The sequence below is a fragment of the Comamonas trifloxystrobinivorans genome, assembly GCF_043359985.1.
GTDB classification, from domain to species: domain Bacteria; phylum Pseudomonadota; class Gammaproteobacteria; order Burkholderiales; family Burkholderiaceae_C; genus Comamonas; species Comamonas trifloxystrobinivorans.
This window is the reverse complement of sequence record NZ_JBHZGV010000003.1, coordinates 190,888-209,077: the sequence shown is the minus strand read 5'-3', so window position 1 is coordinate 209,077 and position 18,190 is coordinate 190,888. Positions and strand designations below refer to the sequence as shown.

10 protein-coding genes and 1 CRISPR repeat array (1 of these 11 cut by a window edge) are annotated in these 18,190 nt (G+C 58.3%); of the genes, 9 read left to right on the top strand and 1 reads right to left on the bottom strand.

Going from position 1 to position 18,190, the window contains the following annotated elements:
- Positions 1-45: 45 nt before the first annotated feature.
- Positions 46-828 carry an IclR family transcriptional regulator gene (locus ACFIQF_RS04170; protein WP_393940359.1) on the top strand — a complete coding sequence of 261 codons (783 nt, stop codon included), beginning with the start codon at positions 46-48 and terminating at the stop codon, positions 826-828.
- Positions 829-929: 101 nt separating this feature from the next.
- The gene (locus ACFIQF_RS04165) at positions 930-2,057 is read left to right on the top strand and encodes a CaiB/BaiF CoA transferase family protein (RefSeq protein WP_393940357.1); all 1,128 of its coding nucleotides are present in this window, start codon (positions 930-932) and stop codon (positions 2,055-2,057) included.
- On the opposite strand, the gene ACFIQF_RS04160 is transcribed toward ACFIQF_RS04165, so the two are convergent.
- Entirely contained in the window at positions 2,049-2,516 is a 468-nt protein-coding gene (locus tag ACFIQF_RS04160; RefSeq protein ID WP_393940355.1) for a hypothetical protein, read from the bottom strand. The genes ACFIQF_RS04165 and ACFIQF_RS04160 overlap by 9 nt on opposite strands.
- Before the next feature lie 205 nt (positions 2,517-2,721).
- Between ACFIQF_RS04160 and ACFIQF_RS04155 the strand changes: the two genes are divergently transcribed.
- From ACFIQF_RS04155 to cas6f, 7 genes are all read left to right on the top strand, one after another.
- A complete protein-coding gene (locus ACFIQF_RS04155) occupies positions 2,722-3,108 on the top strand; it encodes a hypothetical protein (RefSeq protein ID WP_393940353.1) in 387 nt (128 codons plus the stop codon).
- Positions 3,109-3,183: 75 nt separating this feature from the next.
- Positions 3,184-4,197 (top strand): type I-F CRISPR-associated endonuclease Cas1f, encoded by a 1,014-nt coding sequence (gene cas1f, locus ACFIQF_RS04150; RefSeq protein WP_393940351.1) that lies wholly within the window; start codon positions 3,184-3,186, stop codon positions 4,195-4,197.
- On the top strand, positions 4,194-7,760 hold the full coding sequence (gene cas3f / locus ACFIQF_RS04145; RefSeq protein ID WP_393940348.1) for a type I-F CRISPR-associated helicase Cas3f: 3,567 nt from the start codon (positions 4,194-4,196) through the stop codon (positions 7,758-7,760). The genes cas1f and cas3f overlap by 4 nt, the downstream gene beginning before the upstream one ends.
- Positions 7,761-8,184: 424 nt before the next feature.
- Positions 8,185-9,591, top strand: a complete 1,407-nt coding sequence (gene csy1 / locus ACFIQF_RS04140; RefSeq protein WP_393940346.1) for a type I-F CRISPR-associated protein Csy1 — start codon at positions 8,185-8,187, stop codon at positions 9,589-9,591.
- Positions 9,588-10,661 carry a type I-F CRISPR-associated protein Csy2 gene (gene csy2, locus ACFIQF_RS04135; protein ID WP_393940345.1) on the top strand — a complete coding sequence of 358 codons (1,074 nt, stop codon included), beginning with the start codon at positions 9,588-9,590 and terminating at the stop codon, positions 10,659-10,661. The genes csy1 and csy2 overlap by 4 nt, the downstream gene beginning before the upstream one ends.
- Before the next feature lie 65 nt (positions 10,662-10,726).
- Positions 10,727-11,743, top strand: coding sequence for a type I-F CRISPR-associated protein Csy3 (csy3, locus tag ACFIQF_RS04130; protein ID WP_393940344.1), 1,017 nt, complete (start codon positions 10,727-10,729; stop codon positions 11,741-11,743).
- 6 nt (positions 11,744-11,749) lie between these two features.
- Positions 11,750-12,325, top strand: a complete 576-nt coding sequence (cas6f, locus tag ACFIQF_RS04125) for a type I-F CRISPR-associated endoribonuclease Cas6/Csy4 (RefSeq protein ID WP_393940343.1) — start codon at positions 11,750-11,752, stop codon at positions 12,323-12,325.
- Between the two features lie 130 nt (positions 12,326-12,455).
- Positions 12,456-18,190: direct repeats of the CRISPR family, unit length 28 nt; unit sequence GTTCGCTGCCGCACAGGCAGCTCAGAAA; it runs 2,401 nt beyond the window's last position.

Genomic DNA, 18,190 nt, shown 5'->3' with positions numbered 1-18,190 from the left:
TATTGAGACTAACGTCTCGTAAACAATTATTCCAACCATAGAAATATGAACTCTGACGCAGACGGCAAACTGGTCAGCGCCCTGGTGCGCGGCATCAGCATTTTGCAGTGCTTCAACAACAAGCGCCAAGAACTCAGCGGCAAAGAGCTGATGGACCTGACGGGCTTGCCCAAACCCACGCTCTTTCGCCTGACCGAAACCCTGTGCGAGCTGGGCCTGCTGCGCTACTCGGAGCGCCTGTCCAAATACGTGCCCGGCATCGGCCTGCTCAACCTGGCATCGCCCGTGCTGGCGCGCATGACGGTGCGCCAATTTGCCCGCAGCCAGATGGAAGAGCTGGCCAACTACATGGGCGGCCAGATCCAGCTGAACGTGGGCAGCAGCCGCAAACTGGTGCTGGTAGAGCTGGCCAAAGGCATTGAAGACAAACTCTTCGCGCCCGAGATTGGCGTGGGCATATCGCTCTCGCGCACCGCCACCGGCCGCGCCTACCTGCTGGCCCTGCCTGAGGCGCAGCGCGAAGCCTACCTGCTGGAACTGGAAGCCCGCGATGCCGAGCGCGCCACCTGGCTGCGCGAGCGCCTGGAAGACGCGCGCCGCGACCTGGCCGAACACGGCTTTTGTCGCAGCCACGGCGATCTGCACCGCGAAATCCAATCCATCGCTGTGCCGCTGAGCAAACCGCAAGACGGCGAATACTGGGTGTTTGCCGCCTCGGTGCCCTCGTACAACCCCAAAAGCCAGCAAATGGAAACCGACATCGGCCCGCGCCTGATCACGCTGGTGCGCTCGGTCGAAGCCGTACTGGGCGGCACCAGCATGTCTTAGCGCGCCCTAAACCTGCGCGCCGCCTGCTGCCTGTTTGACAGCCATCCGCGCCGCTTGCTGGTGTACTGGGGGAATTGCTGACGACTCAAGGAGACAACAAGATGAAGGTATTGGACAGCATCAAGGTGCTGGAAATCGGCGGCCTGGGCCCGGGCCCTTTCTGCGCCATGCATTTGGCCGATCTGGGCGCTGATGTGATCTCCATCGTGCGCGAGGAAAAAAACGCTTCCCCCACCGGCAATCTGCTCAACCGCGGCAAGCGCTCGGTGTTTGCCGATCTCAAAACCCCCGCTGGCAAAGCCCTGGTACTGGCCCTGGTGCAAGAGGCCGACGTGCTGATAGAAGGCATGCGCCCCGGCGTGATGGAGCGCCTGGGGCTGGGCCCGGCCGAATGCCTGGCCGCCAATCCGAAACTGGTCTATGGCCGCATGACGGGCTGGGGCCAGCACGGCCCGCTGGCACCGCGTGCCGGGCACGACAACAACTATGCAGCGCTGTCGGGCGCGCTCTGGGGCTGCAGCCCGGCGGATGCGCGGCCGGTATCGTCATTTGCCATGGTGGGCGACATTGGCGGAGGCGCGCTCTACCTGATGACGGGCCTGCTGGCCGGCATCATCAACGCCCGCCAAACCGGCCAAGGTACCGTGGTAGATGCCGCCATTGTGGATGGCGCAGCGCACATGCTGAACCTGGCGCTCAGCGCTCGCCAACGCGGCGTGGTGGCCGACGAACGCGGCCAAAGCATTCACGACAGCTCGCCTTTCTACGAAACCTATGTTTGCGCTGATGGCCACCACATCACCATCGGCAGCATTGAGCCGCAGTTCTACGCCTTGCTGCTGCAAACCCTGGGCCTGGACCAAGACCCGGATTTTGCTGCGCCCGGCGCCGACAACGCGCAATGGGACAAAGCCACCTGGCCGCGCCGCCGCGCCCGCTTGCAAGCGCTCTTCATCACCCAGCCGCGTGCGCATTGGCAGCAACTGCTGGAGCCTACCGACGTTTGTTTTGGTGCCGTGATGAGCCCGCTGGAAGCATCGCGCCACCCGCACATGCAAGCGCGTGCTGTTTACAACGAACAAGGTGGTGTGCTGCAAGCGGCACCGGCCCCGCGCTTTGGCGGCGCAGCCTACGAAACCAATGCCATGTGTGCCGCTGGCGCGCATACCGCCGAGGTTTTGGCAGCCGTGCAAAACGGCAACGCCAGCCAGGCCTGGCGCTCAGCCTAGGCGCAAATACTTGGGCAGCACACGGGCGGCGCGCTGGAAAACATCAAACTCCGCGTCGCTCAACTGCTGACTTTGGGCATCCATGTGGCACAAAGTGCCGGCCACCTCGCCCGCTGCATTGAGCAAAGGCACGCCGCAATAAGACAGCATCACGCCTTGGGAAGGGTGGCCGAGCAGGCGCTCGTCTTCGCCAGAATGCGTGGTGTTGAAGCTGCCGTCGCGCATCACAAACTGGCAAAAACTGTGGCCCAGCGGCACCTTGGCCACCATGCCGGGCTGCAGCTTGCCGGCCTTGTCGTGCAGCAGCAAGCACACCATATGGCCATCTTCAAACTTGTTGGCAGCGGTAAAACGGTGCGGCGCCCGCGCATTCAACAAAGCCAGCGCCGCCTGCGCGCCTTGTTGGGCCAATACCTGATTCAAATCCAAAAGCGCATCTTGCACGTAAGAGCTCAGCATAGTCCGGTCGTCATCAATCACTAAACACTAACAAACACACGGCATAAAGGCGCCAGCATAGTGGCAAGCGCCAACGTCTGTAAACACCCGCGCCAAACAAAACGCCAGCACACAAACTTGTTCACCGTGCGCTGCCAATGGCCCGCGCAGTTGCTGCGCAGCGCGGCCTGATGTACAACAGCGGCACACAAAAACACCAAGTACCATGAGCATTGTTGTCTACTACCTGCGCCAATCGGAACCCGAAACCGGAGCCGAAACCGGCGCTGCAACCGGCCCCCAAACTGCCCCAGAAACCGGCGCGCCTGCCCATGCCGAAACCCATTGGCTCCCCCACTGCCTGGCCTACACCGACCAGCAGATGAGCGAAGCCCTGGCCCAGTGCCAGCGCCTGCGCGCCGACCCGCGCAACATGCATGTCGTCATCTCTTCGGAGCTACGCGACATGGTCGGCCAAATCGGCGTAGCCGCCGTAGAAAACGGCCACACCCCAGACGGCGAACGCTACGACTGGAGCAAAGCCGGCCGCGCCGGCAACAGCCGCAAAAACGCCATGGAACCGCCCAAGACCAAGGCGCAGCGGGATGAGTGAAGGCGGCTGTTGCGCAAAGCGCAGGGCGGGAGCTTGGAGGCATGCTAGATTGCCCTCAACTCTTTGCTGGGACCTATGCTGGAAGTACGAGCCTCTGACCTCAAAACCATTCTGCATTCTGCGCGAGCCAACATCTACTACCTTGAGCATTGCCGGGTACTTGTCAACGGCGGCCGCGTTGAATATGTGACCGATGCGGGCAAGCGCAGCCTGTACTGGAACATCCCCATTGCCAACACCACCAGCATCTTGCTGGGCACGGGCACCTCGATCACCCAGGCTGCCATGCGCGAGCTGGCCAAAGCTGGCGTGTTGGTCGGCTTTTGCGGTGGTGGTGGCACCCCGCTGTTCAGCGCCAACGAAGTGGATGTGGAGGTGGCTTGGCTCACACCGCAAAGCGAATACCGCCCCACCGAGTATTTGCAAGCCTGGGTGAAGTTCTGGTTTGATGACGAACTGCGCTTGCTGGCCGCCAAGCAACTGCAAAGCTTGCGGCTCGACAGATTGCTCAAAGAGTGGAACACCCGCGCCTTGCGCGAAGCGGGCTTTGACGTGGATGTGGCGCGGCTGCAAGCGCTGGTTAATCAATTCAAACCGCTGGTGGCGAATGCACCCGATGTAACCGCCTTGCTGACCGATGAAGCACGGCTGACCAAAGCGCTTTTCAAACTGGCGGTTGATGCTACGGGTTATGGCGAATTCAGCCGTGCCAAACGGGGTACAGGCACTGATTCTGCCAACCGCTTTCTGGACCACGGCAATTACCTGGGCTACGGCCTGGGTGCAACTGCCACCTGGGTGCTGGGTTTGCCACACGGGTTGGCAGTTTTGCATGGCAAGACGCGGCGGGGCGGCCTGGTGTTTGATGCAGCAGATTTGGTCAAAGACGCAGCGATTTTGCCGCAAGCTTTTTTGTCGGCCATGCGAGGCGACGACGAACAAGCGTTTCGGCGCAATTGCATTGAAGCGCTTACGCGCAGCGAGTCGCTGGACTTCATTATCGACAGTCTCAAGGCCATCGCAATAGACACAGCTCGGCTGGCGCAGCAGAGCGATGCAGAACGAGCAGGTAAGGCAGAACCACAATGAATGTGTTGTTTGTCTCCCAGTGCAGCAAACGCGCGCTGACCGAAACCCGGCGCATTCTGGACCAGTTCGCCGAGCGCCGTGGCGAGCGCACATGGCAAACACCCATCACCCAAGCCGGCCTGGATACGGTGCGCAAGCTGCTACGCCAGACTGCCCGGAAAAACACCGCCGTAGCATGCCACTGGATTCGCGGCCGAGACCATAGCGAGTTGCTGTGGGTAGTGGGCGACGGCCGCCAGTTCAATGCCGAAGGTGCTGTGCCAACCAATACCACGGCTCGTAATGTGTTGCGTGCGGAGGATGAGAACGCCTGGCACCACTTGCCGCTGATTACCGCGTTGGCGGCGCTGGCCGCTTTGCTGCACGATTTGGGCAAAGCTACGCAGGCTTTTCAGGACCGGCTACGCGCGCCTCATCTGCGCGAACGCAACCACTACCGGCATGAGTGGGTTTCGGTGCGGCTGTTCCAGGCATTCGTAGGCCAAGACAACGATGCTGGCTGGTTGCAACGCTTGGCCGCTTGTGCTGATGAGACTGAAGATGACAAGGCATTTGAGGCTTTGTGGTTGGATAGTGTGAATGGGCGGTTGTTGCGCGACGGACTGGATGATGCTGCTTGGAGCCAGGAACAAAGAGATGCAGTCAACCCATTTGGGTGCTTGCCGCCGCTGGCGCAGGCCGTGGCCTGGTTGGTTCTGACGCACCACCGCTTGCCGTGTTTGCCAGTGCGTAACGACCGAGATGCCAGCGATGGTGAGGATACGGAAGAAGTGAGTCGGAAATGGCTTAGCTTTGGCCGTAAACCCCGGTTCATCAACCGCCATGAACTCCATGGCTTGCTGGCGCGAGTGAATGCGGACTGGAACGAACCGCGTGAAGCGGTAAGCGATGCGCAGAAAAAGGCGTATTGGCAGTTTCCACACGGCTTGCCGGTCAGTCAGCTGGGTTGGCGGAAGCAGGCTGCTCGATATGCACGCAAGCTGCAGGAGTTGGAGCCACGCTACCAACAAATGCCCGCACTGCACGACCCATTCTCCATGCATATCAGCCGCATGTGCCTGATGCTGGCCGACCACCACTATTCGAGCATTGAAGACGATGCACGGCGCAAGCTGTATCGCAATGACAGCTATCCGCTATATGCGAACACTCTGAGGCTCAGCAGCTCTCAGCGCGCTGCGGATGGGCGCAAACCGCCGTTTTTCAACCAGACTTTGGATGAGCATTTGCTGGGCGTCCAAGCCCACGCCTGTTTGATAACGCATTCGCTGCCAACGTTGGCGCGCAGCCTGCCGGCGCTGCAAAACCACAAAGGTCTGAAAAAGCGCAATAGCAATGCTCGCTTTCAGTGGCAAGACAAAGCGGCGGACCTGGCCACTAGCGTTCGCTTGCGAGCAGCCAGCCAAGGCGCCTTTATTGTCAACATGGCGTCTACGGGCTGCGGAAAAACCTTGGGCAATGCGCGCATCATGAATGCGTTGGCCGATCCGGCGTTGGGCCTACGCTGCGCCTTCGCCATTGGTTTACGCACCCTGACTTTGCAGACTGGGCGCAGTTTTCAGCACGATCTGGGGCTGAACGACGAGCAACTGGCTATCAAGGTCGGCGGCGCTGCTAGCCGAGCATTGTTCGAATATTGGGAACGGCAAGCGGAAGCCACAGGTTCTGCATCCAGTCAGGCCTTGCTCGACGAAGGTGGTCAGGTTTTGTTTGAGGGCAATGATCGCCACCCGCTGCTGGAGCGGCTTACTGATGATGCCCAGGTGCGCAGCCTCATTGCCGCACCGTTGCTGGTTTGTACAGTGGATCACCTCACTCCGGCTACGGAGAGCTTGCGCGGTGGCCGGCAAATTGCACCGATGTTGCGGTTGCTCACTGGCGATCTGGTGCTGGATGAACCAGATGATTTTGATATGGCTGATCTGCCTGCGCTCACGCGTCTGGTGCACTGGGCGGGCTTGTTGGGTAGCCGAGTTCTCTTGTCATCAGCAACGTTGCCACCTGCCTTAGTGGAAGGCTTGTTTTGTGCCTATCGCGCCGGGCGTTCTGTTTTTCAGCGGCATCGCAGCGAACGTCCGCATGAGCCGGCCAACATTTGTTGCCTGTGGGTGGATGAATTTCATCAGTCGTCTGCGGACTGTGCACAAGCCAGCAGCTTTTCCGAGGTGCATCAGGCATTTGTACAAAAGCGTACTGCGCAACTGGCCAAAACTGCTGCGCGGCGCTTGGCGCAGATTGTTGAGCTGCCCAAGGAGTGGAACTCTGCTGCAATGGGCGAAGCGGTGCGCCGCGAGGCGCTGGCCCAATTCATGCTCCAGCGTGCATGGGCGCTGCACCAGACGCTTAACAACCACAGCATGGATCCCGTCAGTGGCAAACGAGTGAGTTTTGGCTTGATTCGCATGGCCAACATTGCGCCTCTGTTCGATGTGGCTCGGGCCATGTTTGCTCAAGGTGCGCCTGCACCTGGTGTGCGTGTGCATCTGTGCGTGTACCACTCGCAGTTTCCGCTGCTGGCGCGCTCAGTCATAGAGCAGCAAATCGATACCGTACTCAACCGCCGTGGCGCAGACGATGGGCCAGATCCGGTGTTTCAGCGTCCCAGTATTCGGGCGTTGATAGATGCGCATCCTGAAATGGACCAGCTCTTTGTCGTTCTTGGCTCTCCCGTAACAGAAGTCGGGCGTGATCATGATTACGACTGGGCCGTGGTCGAGCCATCGTCCATGCGCTCACTGATTCAGTTGGCAGGTCGTGTTCGTAGGCATCGCAGTGCGGAGATTGCAGCTGTGAATGTGGAAGTGCTGGACAGCAACTTGCGGGCGATGGAGCAACACGGGCGCGCAGCATTCTGTATGCCGGGCTTTGAAATGGAGAGGCAAGCACATGAGTCTAAAGACGCAGCCGTGCACTTTCACTTTGAATCGCACAGCCTGCAAAAACTTCTCTCGCGCCAACTCAAGGAATGGGCGCAGCCACAATGGCTGATTGATGCGCGCCCGCGCATTGAGCGCAGCAGCGGCAAACTCAGCCCGAGTCGAAATTGGGTGGATTTGGAACACGCCCGCATGCGCGACACCATGCTGCCGCGTGAAGCCGATAGCGCAATCACCACCGCTGTGAAGCGCGATGCCTGTTTGGCGTGGTATGAGGCTAACGACGTGTCGCCTCAAAGCCTCTGGCTGACTGGCGTACTACCCCAGTACCAGCGTTTTCGAGACGATCCCATGCCGCGCGTTGATGTGGTGATGCTGCCTGATGACGACGAGGAAAAGCTACTGTTGCACCGCGTGGTTGACGGCGACCGGCGAGGCGAGCAGCTCCATGTCTGCATTGATGAATCCATGTGTCACCCGGTGCCCGATACCGCGTTGCAATCCAACCCTCAGCACAGCGTGCAGCCATGGGGGCATGTGGATTTGTTGGAAGAGTTGCGCAGCTTGGCGCAAGCACAAGGCCTGTCGCTACAGCACTGTGCCGAGCGTTACGCCACCACCAGCCTGCCGGAGAGTCAGCGAGGTTGGTGGTGGCATGCGGCTTTGGGCTTTGCGAAGAAAGCCTGAAGGTCAACTTCGCAGCTGGCAGTGCGAGCGGATGCCAAGTGTCTATCTACCAAAGCTGCCTGTGCGGCAGAGAACAACAGCCAAACTGAAGAGCTGACTTTTCTAAGCTGCCTTGCGGCAGGGCTTGCAAAGATATCACGAACTCGATATGATTGCGGACATGCTTTGATTTTTCGACTACGTCGAAATTTAAGAGATGACTGGTTGTTGTTTGGTGAAAAGAAAACCGCGATGAGGGTGCAACCTCATCGCGGAGATGTCAACCACGTGCCGGGCGGCACCAACAAGAAAGCGAGGTTACAGCTGATTAGCGATCGCGCCCGTAGAAGGGCTTGACGGCCATTGGGCCATTACTTTAGTTCCCGGTCGGCTTTGTGCTGACCGGGCGATTATCTTTCAAATTTTTTTGAAAAGGTGTAACCCTATGTCCAATGCCCCTGTAACAGGTGGCAAGGCAGGTTGGCGTGCGGAAATTGAGCGGTTCTTGCAAGAACGATTGCAGACCAAGCTCGATAAGCTCAAACCTGACGATCCCCAACGCGATGAGGTCATCGCTTCTTTTTTACGAAATGGCTGGCTGGAAGATGCAGCCCGACGGGTGCAGCAAATCCAGGCTGTTACCCATTCGCTCAAGCCTATTCACCCCGATGCTCGCGGTACCAATCTGTATGTAGAGCCCATGCAACTGCCTGCTTTGGCAGAGCTGGGTAGTCATGCGCTGGGAGCAGATTTTGTAGGCGACGTGGTCGGCAACGCCGCAGCGCTGGACGTCTACAAGTTCCTCAAATTGCAAGTGGCGGGGGAAAGCCTGCTGTCAGCCTTGTTGGCAGAAGACGTCGATGCGCTGCAAGCCTTGCACGATGACCCTGTGCAGGCCAAAGCATTGCGGGATGCATTTGTGTCGTTGACAGAGCCACGCGCAGGTGGCCCCAGCAGCCATGGCCGTGCCAAGCAACTGTATTGGTTGGTTGGTGATGATGCGGTCGACGATGCGCAGTACGAGCTGCTGGCACCGCTGTACGCCACATCGCTGGCCCATGCGATATATGGCGAGATTCAAGAGGATCGATTTGGCGAGGCTAATAAGGCTGCCCGCATTGCGCGACGCGAACGCAAGCCGCACGACGGCGTGTTTCATGACTACCCGGGCTTGGCGGCGCAAAAAATGGGCGGAACAAAGCCACAGAATATCTCCCAGCTCAATAGCGAACGTGGCGGGGTGAACTATCTGTTGTCGTCTATGCCGCCCATGTGGACAGCGAGTGCCGTGCGCTTGCCAGTACATGCAAATTCTGTCTTTGATCGCATGTTCATTGCTCGGCCCGAGGTGCGTCACGCCGTGCGTGCTTTGCGAAAACTTCTGGCCTCAGAGCCTGAGCCTAACAAGCCGACACGCGAGCATCGCGAATCATTGATCGATATTTTGATTGATGAGTTGGTGTCTTTGGCAGGGGAGTTGCAGCAGCTAATGCCACCTGGTTGGAGTAAAGACGATGAGCGCTTTTCCACGCTGAATGAGCATGAGCAGCTGTGGCTTGATCCTTTGCGGGCGGAGCATGCAGAAGAGGTCGATTTTGCTCGGCAATGGCTGCAAATGGACTGGCCAGCTGAGATCGGTAAGCGTTTTGCCCAATGGCTGAATCAGCAGCTCAAAGGACAGTTGCCTGTGGGAGATGCAGAGGCTCGCGAATGGATCAAAGTGCTGTTGACCGACGAAGATGGCTTCAAGCAGCAATTGCGAGAGTTGCGCGACAAGCTGGATGCGCCGCATTACATCCCCATGCGTGATGTCCATGCGGAGCTGGTGGCTGAACGCGGAGAGTCTGCATGAGCAAGCTTCAACCCCAAGCCATATTGGTGCTGCCGCATCTGCGTGTACAAAACGCTAACGCCATCTCCAGTCCGCTCACGCACGGCTTTCCCTCCATCACCGCCTTCACTGGCCTGATGTGGGCACTGCAACGCAAGTTGTCACAAGCGAAGATTCCTTTGCAACTGTTGAGTGTGGGCGTGGTCTGCCATCACCACCAAGAGCAGGTAAGCCAAGGCTATGTCCGCACCTTCAACCTGACGCGCAACCCCGTGGACAAGGACGGCAGCACAGCCGCGATTGTGGAAGAGGGGCGCATGCACTTGCAGGCGTCATTGATCTTCTCGGTGGCGGAAAAATTGCCCTCTGGTGCAGCGAGTGTGCTGGTGCAAGGTGCTGAAGAGCGCTTGGCCGACTGGGCTGCACAGGTGGGCGAGATTGCTGCGCAAATGCGTGTAGCAGGCGGTAGTTTGCTGCCTTCTCGTCCTGTACCTGGCAAAAAGGTGCGACCCTGGATGGCATTGTTGCCAGAAGACCAGGACCAGCGGGCGCAAGCCTTTCGTCAATGGCGTCGTCATTGGCTGCCTGGCTTTGCGCTGGTGGGGCGCGATGATTTGCTGGTAACGCGCTTGGAACATCTGCGCAAGAAAGATGGAAAAGCTAGCTTGCTGGACGCGTGGCTGCATGCAGCACGTTTTAACCACGAGGCTTTGCCCGGCGCTGATGACAAGCCTGTTGCAGAAGGAAAGGTGCTCTGGGGAGATCCACTGCGGCACAAAGGCAGCGGCTGGACGGTGCCGATTCCAGTGGGTTATGCCGCGCTGTCTGCTTGCCATGAAGCGGGCTCCGTAGCTAATGCACGCGATATGGCAACGCCGTTGCGCTTTGTGGAGTCGGTCTATTCGTTGGGCGAGTGGATCAGCCCGCATCGCTTGAGCGATGTACAGCAACTGTTGTGGCACACCGAGACGGATGAAGCCAAAGGCTTGTACCGCTGCCGAAATGACTACAAGCCGATGCCTTTGCCGTCTGCCGATGGCGGCCAGGACGATGGGTGGGATGAGGAGGATGACGACTATGTCGATGACTAGACCGTGTACCGCATCGCTTTATCTCTCTTCCCAAGTTTCAACGCATTGATCAAGGATTTCTTACCATGTCGAACACTCTGAAAACCGCATCTGTCCTGGCTTTTGAACGCAAGCTGGACCCTTCTGACGCCATGTTCCGCGCAGGCCGCTGGGATGACCGCAGCGCTGCAGATAGCTGGGCGCCTGTGGGCATCAAGCCCAAGTCGGTGCGTGGCACCATCAGCAACCGCCTGAAAGCTAAAGACCAAGACCCAGCCAAGCTGGATGCTGCTATCGAGAACCCCAACCTGCAAACCGTTGATGTAGCTGCTCTGCCCGCGGATGCCGATACCTTGAAGGTGCAGTTCACTTTGCGCGTGCTGGCAGGTGCAGGTACGCCCTCGGCTTGCAATAGCGCCGATTACCAAACCAAGTTGCTGCAAACCGTACAAGGCTATGTACAACAGCACGGCTTTACTGAGCTGGCCAACCGCTATGCGGCCAACCTGGCCAATGGCCGCTTCTTGTGGCGCAACCGCCAGGGAGCCGAAGAGGTGAAAGTTGAAGTTTCTGTGCTCAAAGATGGCAAAGCAGAGAAGTCTTGGCCATTTGATGCGCTTGAACACAATACGCGCGCGTTGGATGTTATTGATCCGAAAGTGAAAGAGCTGGGTGCCGTGATTGCGGAAGGGCTCGCAGGCAAGCGCCATGTATTGCTGCAAGTAACGGCTTTTGTGCGCACGGGTGCCGGGCAAGAGGTGTTCCCGTCGCAAGAGCTGATTCTGGACAAGGGCAGCAATGGCAAGAGCAAGACGCTCTACCACGTAGACAACGTGGCAGCCATGCACTCGCAAAAAATCGGCAACGCCATCCGCACCATCGACACATGGTATGAAGGCGCGGCAGAACTGGGCCCTATCGCCGTGGAGCCCTACGGCTCTGTCACCACGCAAGGCAAGGCATACCGCCAGCCCAAGCAAAAGCAGGACTTCTATACGCTGCTGGATGAATGGCTGTTGAAAGATAAAGTGCCTGCCCCAGAACAACAGCACTTTGTGATGGCCGTGCTGATCCGCGGTGGCGTGTTTGGCGACGCGAGCTGATCGGCCATGACCACGCATTACATCGACATAACGCTGCTGCCAGACCCCGAGTTCAGCCACGCCCATTTGCTGGGCGCGCTTATGGCTAAGCTGCACCGTGCCCTGGTGCAGCTGAAGTCCAGCGATATTGGCCTGAGCTTTCCGCAGCATGTAAATGCGCCGCTGGGCAAGCGAACATTGGGTGCCGTGCTGCGCCTGCATGGCTCGCAAGCCGCGCTGGCAGGGCTGATGGAGCAAGGCTGGCTCAAAGGCATGCGCGATCACGTACAGCTGTCTGAGTTGGCACAGGTGCCATCCGGCGTGCCACATCGCTTGGTGCAGCGCCGTCAGTTCAAAACCAATGCCGACCGCCTGCGCCGCCGTCGCATGGCCCGCAAGGGCGAAAGCGCCGAACAAGCCGCAGCCGCCATCCCCGACAGCGTAGAACGCAAGCCGAACCTGCCATTTGCACAACTGCGCAGCAGCAGCACCGGCCAGCCGTTCTGCCTGTTTGTGGAGCACGGAACGCTGCTGCCTGATGCAGAGCCTGGCACCTTCAACACCTATGGCCTCAGCCAGGGTGCATCTGTACCCTGGTTCTGACCCTTTTTCTGCCACCCATCGCGGCGCCATGAAAAATCAATGACTTAGGCAACACTCCAGAAATTGGGGTGTTCTCCTTGTTTCACCCTAAGTTCTTTAAAAATCAGCCAGATAGAGGATTTAAAATCCAGTTCGCTGCCGCACAGGCAGCTCAGAAAGTAAGCTGATCGAGGCCATGAAGGCAACCGGCGTTCGCTGCCGCACAGGCAGCTCAGAAAAGCCTGTGCTTGAGTTGGATGATGACGGGCTGGTTCGCTGCCGCACAGGCAGCTCAGAAATTGTAGTCAGTCGAGTGCTGGTGATATGTTGTGTTCGCTGCCGCACAGGCAGCTCAGAAACGCGCCGAGGCTCGGATGCGTGACGCCATCAAGTTCGCTGCCGCACAGGCAGCTCAGAAAATGCGAGCCCCCGTGGTATAAGTTGCGTCCAAGTTCGCTGCCGCACAGGCAGCTCAGAAACTTGTGAGCTAAAGCCTGACCAATAAATATTGTGTTCGCTGCCGCACAGGCAGCTCAGAAATGCTCGATGAGTTTGCTGTGTGGCAAAGGGGGGTTCGCTGCCGCACAGGCAGCTCAGAAAATGTGCCGCTGGTAGATCGAGAGCCAATCGCAGTTCGCTGCCGCACAGGCAGCTCAGAAATTCTGCACTTCGTCAAAGACGATCAACGCGCCGTTCGCTGCCGCACAGGCAGCTCAGAAAGGGCTGCTCATCCGGATTCAGTATCTTTTGCGGTTCGCTGCCGCACAGGCAGCTCAGAAAAAATTCGGTCAATCCAAATTTGGTTACGCACTGTTCGCTGCCGCACAGGCAGCTCAGAAATAGATTCGGAGCCGGATCGTCTATGATCTTTTGTTCGCTGCCGCACAGGCAGCTCAGAAAGCTCGGACTGCACATATGCTTCGCACGCATCGTTCGCTGCCGCACAGGCAGCTCAGAAACTCTGCTTTCCTTGGCCGCCGATCCCTCGCTGGTTCGCTGCCGCACAGGCAGCTCAGAAAAGCGGGAGTCTTTTCCCAACCCTCTGGACAGCTGTTCGCTGCCGCACAGGCAGCTCAGAAATTACGGGTCAGCACCTTGGCCGCCACATCAAAGTTCGCTGCCGCACAGGCAGCTCAGAAATCGACGGCAATGAAGTAAAGCTGCGCTTGCAAGTTCGCTGCCGCACAGGCAGCTCAGAAATGGATGGCGTGGAATGACAACCAGGAAATCATGTTCGCTGCCGCACAGGCAGCTCAGAAATGGCCATGTAATTCCAGCCTGGCTATTTTTGGGTTCGCTGCCGCACAGGCAGCTCAGAAATTCGGTGCTATTGGCTCGGCAATGGCTGAAGTGTTCGCTGCCGCACAGGCAGCTCAGAAAATCGTAATCCAAGAGGGTTTCTTTTCGCAGGGGTTCGCTGCCGCACAGGCAGCTCAGAAATTGAGATCGTCACTAACCGCAAGCGCCCTGGCGTTCGCTGCCGCACAGGCAGCTCAGAAAGCGGAGGGACAAAAGAATGAAAATTGGCACGTGTTCGCTGCCGCACAGGCAGCTCAGAAAACAGCCCATGCACCCTGCTTTGCCAACCTTCTGTTCGCTGCCGCACAGGCAGCTCAGAAATAGCGCTACGCAAAGCATGGCAACTCGGTCAAGTTCGCTGCCGCACAGGCAGCTCAGAAAAGCTTTCGGCCACCAACGACCTTCTTTGGTTAGTTCGCTGCCGCACAGGCAGCTCAGAAAATCCAGCAGCATTCGGAATTCTTCGCTTCCAAGTTCGCTGCCGCACAGGCAGCTCAGAAATGCTGCGGGCCAGACTGGTGGATCTGTTGGTGGTTCGCTGCCGCACAGGCAGCTCAGAAAGAGTACCGGAAGCAGATTGCTGCTTCAGGTCTGTTCGCTGCCGCACAGGCAGCTCAGAAAAGTCTGGTGAACCTGTATTGATCGGCATGGACGTTCGCTGCCGCACAGGCAGCTCAGAAATTCGCAGCCGAGGTTGCATCACGAGTTTCAAGGTTCGCTGCCGCACAGGCAGCTCAGAAAGTAGACCTTTGGCCGGAGCTTTCCAGCCATCCGTTCGCTGCCGCACAGGCAGCTCAGAAAGAACCCGGCAACATACGCCCTGTACTTATGGGGTTCGCTGCCGCACAGGCAGCTCAGAAAATGGCTCCAGCGAACTGGTTATTGCCAATGTCGTTCGCTGCCGCACAGGCAGCTCAGAAAAGCAAGGCGAGCAATTTCAGAAGCAGTGCGAGTTCGCTGCCGCACAGGCAGCTCAGAAATTTAAAAGCATTTCAGAGCTAACCAAGGAGGCGTTCGCTGCCGCACAGGCAGCTCAGAAAGTTGATGACGATGGTCACTGTGCGGTTTGTGCGTTCGCTGCCGCACAGGCAGCTCAGAAACACGGCCAGGAAGTCGGGTATCACCCGTTTGAGTTCGCTGCCGCACAGGCAGCTCAGAAAAGATAGACTTCGTCAGCTTCGCCGACGGTGGCGTTCGCTGCCGCACAGGCAGCTCAGAAAAACGAATCAAGCGGGGGTTGTCTAGATAGACTGTTCGCTGCCGCACAGGCAGCTCAGAAATGCACGGCTGGCTAACTACATCAGCAAATACAGTTCGCTGCCGCACAGGCAGCTCAGAAAAGTTGAGCCCGCATTCTCTCTAGCTCTGCCGCGTTCGCTGCCGCACAGGCAGCTCAGAAATCCTGGAGCTGCAGGTACTTGCGGTACAGCTGGTTCGCTGCCGCACAGGCAGCTCAGAAAACGCGCTCATCAGGCAGCTTCAGTCCCGCGCCGTTCGCTGCCGCACAGGCAGCTCAGAAATAAATTTGGATCTACAGCTACGCCCTCGCATTGTTCGCTGCCGCACAGGCAGCTCAGAAATATGCCGTTACATGACGCCAATGTTATTCTGCGTTCGCTGCCGCACAGGCAGCTCAGAAAACTACAAAAATAGTAGGTGAGGGTAAACGATTGTTCGCTGCCGCACAGGCAGCTCAGAAATGCCCTATTTCCTCACACTGTGTACAAACCGCGTTCGCTGCCGCACAGGCAGCTCAGAAATTTACCCGTGTGGAATTTAGCAACCGTGGGCTGTTCGCTGCCGCACAGGCAGCTCAGAAATCATGAATTTGATGCACCGGAGCTGCTGCAAGGTTCGCTGCCGCACAGGCAGCTCAGAAAAAGCACGACGCAAGAGCTGGGCGCGTGCTGGGGTTCGCTGCCGCACAGGCAGCTCAGAAATGGAGATTGCTAACCGCGCCGGAGACCGAATCGTTCGCTGCCGCACAGGCAGCTCAGAAACGGTGTTGTCATCTGGGGTTTGCTGGCTCTCAAGTTCGCTGCCGCACAGGCAGCTCAGAAAATCGATAATTCGTGCAGTCATTAGCGCTCCTATGTTCGCTGCCGCACAGGCAGCTCAGAAAAAACACCGGGGACCGGGTTGTTGCTGTCGGTGGTTCGCTGCCGCACAGGCAGCTCAGAAAAAGTTGGCGCCAACAAGGGCGTGATGTGTTCCGTTCGCTGCCGCACAGGCAGCTCAGAAAACCGGCCCGTTAGGCAGCGTAGTGGCAACAGTGTTCGCTGCCGCACAGGCAGCTCAGAAAAATGAGCCGCAAGCAGAATCGGTTGTCGTGTTGTTCGCTGCCGCACAGGCAGCTCAGAAAGCACCAAGCCGCGACGAAGCGCTTGCCAAGCTGTTCGCTGCCGCACAGGCAGCTCAGAAAATATTTGGTGCAACGCTATGTACGATCATGCGGTTCGCTGCCGCACAGGCAGCTCAGAAATCTACCGCAGCAACACGCAAAGCAGCGGCAGTGTTCGCTGCCGCACAGGCAGCTCAGAAATTTTACTACTTCCTGCGCACCTGGTGCGCATGGTTCGCTGCCGCACAGGCAGCTCAGAAAGGAGCCCGTCAAAGTTCGCTCCAAGCAAGCGGGTTCGCTGCCGCACAGGCAGCTCAGAAAGCGAAGCTGAGTACCAGCGCAAAGCAGACGAGCGTTCGCTGCCGCACAGGCAGCTCAGAAATGTGTCTCTTTGCTGTCTGAGTTGGCAAAGGGGTTCGCTGCCGCACAGGCAGCTCAGAAAAGTCCTTGATCCCGGTTGCGGGCCACGGTTGCGTTCGCTGCCGCACAGGCAGCTCAGAAATATACCGACACCCGTAAGAACGGACAAAAAGCGTTCGCTGCCGCACAGGCAGCTCAGAAATGCTGACAGTTACGCAAACATTGGTGGCCAGCGTTCGCTGCCGCACAGGCAGCTCAGAAAATCACGCAAACACCCGACGAAATGCGCAGCGGGTTCGCTGCCGCACAGGCAGCTCAGAAAGGCTGGTTGCTTGAGTCCGCAAACTGGCGTACGTTCGCTGCCGCACAGGCAGCTCAGAAATCAGCGGGCGGTTGGTTGTGGCTTGCGGCTCTGTTCGCTGCCGCACAGGCAGCTCAGAAACGTTGCTTGGACTCCGTCCCCTGCTCCTGGTGGTTCGCTGCCGCACAGGCAGCTCAGAAATTACCGCTCGCAGTAGGCTTGATGCCCAGCAGGTTCGCTGCCGCACAGGCAGCTCAGAAAATGTCACCAGTCACGCCACCACCGGCCTGGGCGTTCGCTGCCGCACAGGCAGCTCAGAAAACAACCGCACGTAGTGGACTGGCAAGCAGGACGTTCGCTGCCGCACAGGCAGCTCAGAAATCTGAATCAGGAGAGAAGACTATGGAAATCGAGTTCGCTGCCGCACAGGCAGCTCAGAAACTGGGCAGCGGCCTTAGCCGGGGTTGCAGGCTGTTCGCTGCCGCACAGGCAGCTCAGAAAAGCGCAGCCCCGCAAGACTTGCAAACTACATCGTTCGCTGCCGCACAGGCAGCTCAGAAAAAGTACTCACCAGCATTGCGCCTGTACCAGTCGTTCGCTGCCGCACAGGCAGCTCAGAAATTACGCGCTTGAATAATTACTTCTTTCGCCCAGTTCGCTGCCGCACAGGCAGCTCAGAAATCTTCAGTGGTCTTTGCCGCGTTGTAGTAAGCGTTCGCTGCCGCACAGGCAGCTCAGAAAAAGCCTTGTGAACGGGATGATCTGCAGCAGTAGTTCGCTGCCGCACAGGCAGCTCAGAAAGCATGGCGCTCGAATCTCTGGCGTTGGTGGCCGTTCGCTGCCGCACAGGCAGCTCAGAAAACATTGGAGCCATCCACGCGCCTTTATTGCGCGTTCGCTGCCGCACAGGCAGCTCAGAAAGCCCTCACGTCTTTTCCAGTCTCCATAGATGTGTTCGCTGCCGCACAGGCAGCTCAGAAAAGTTGGTCTGGCGGGGCGGCACTTTGCCGGCGGTTCGCTGCCGCACAGGCAGCTCAGAAAAGCGCAGCCCCGCAAGACTTGCAAACTACATCAGTTCGCTGCCGCACAGGCAGCTCAGAAATCCGGCTCGGACCATTTGCACACGAGCGCAACGTTCGCTGCCGCACAGGCAGCTCAGAAATTTCTTCGTGCCTTCGTACTGGTCGGCGGTGGGTTCGCTGCCGCACAGGCAGCTCAGAAATAGCCGCGCTAGCATATTTGGCGGGGTTTGATGTTCGCTGCCGCACAGGCAGCTCAGAAATAAAAAGCGGCGCGGCAGACCCCCCAAAAATCGTTCGCTGCCGCACAGGCAGCTCAGAAAAGCAAGCCACGCCCAGGCGGCGCATCAAATGCGTTCGCTGCCGCACAGGCAGCTCAGAAAGAATGCCAGAGCAGGAACAGCAGCAGCGCGAGGTTCGCTGCCGCACAGGCAGCTCAGAAAATTAAAAAGCCTGTATTGCATTACATGGCCGAGTTCGCTGCCGCACAGGCAGCTCAGAAATGGAGCATGCTGGGTACGTGATCAAGTACAACGTTCGCTGCCGCACAGGCAGCTCAGAAATTC

Excerpts from the sequence above, each read along its gene's own strand:
- cas6f (WP_393940343.1), top strand. The coding sequence starts at position 11,750 with ATGACCACGCATTACATCGACATAACGCTGCTGCCAGACCCCGAGTTC.
- ACFIQF_RS04155 (WP_393940353.1), top strand. The coding sequence starts at position 2,722 with ATGAGCATTGTTGTCTACTACCTGCGCCAATCGGAACCCGAAACCGGA.
- csy2 (WP_393940345.1), top strand. The coding sequence starts at position 9,588 with ATGAGCAAGCTTCAACCCCAAGCCATATTGGTGCTGCCGCATCTGCGT.
- ACFIQF_RS04160 (WP_393940355.1), bottom strand. The coding sequence starts at position 2,516 with ATGCTGAGCTCTTACGTGCAAGATGCGCTTTTGGATTTGAATCAGGTA.
- csy1 (WP_393940346.1), top strand. The coding sequence starts at position 8,185 with ATGTCCAATGCCCCTGTAACAGGTGGCAAGGCAGGTTGGCGTGCGGAA.
- ACFIQF_RS04165 (WP_393940357.1), top strand. The coding sequence starts at position 930 with ATGAAGGTATTGGACAGCATCAAGGTGCTGGAAATCGGCGGCCTGGGC.
- cas3f (WP_393940348.1), top strand. The coding sequence starts at position 4,194 with ATGAATGTGTTGTTTGTCTCCCAGTGCAGCAAACGCGCGCTGACCGAA.
- ACFIQF_RS04170 (WP_393940359.1), top strand. The coding sequence starts at position 46 with ATGAACTCTGACGCAGACGGCAAACTGGTCAGCGCCCTGGTGCGCGGC.
- cas1f (WP_393940351.1), top strand. The coding sequence starts at position 3,184 with ATGCTGGAAGTACGAGCCTCTGACCTCAAAACCATTCTGCATTCTGCG.
- csy3 (WP_393940344.1), top strand. The coding sequence starts at position 10,727 with ATGTCGAACACTCTGAAAACCGCATCTGTCCTGGCTTTTGAACGCAAG.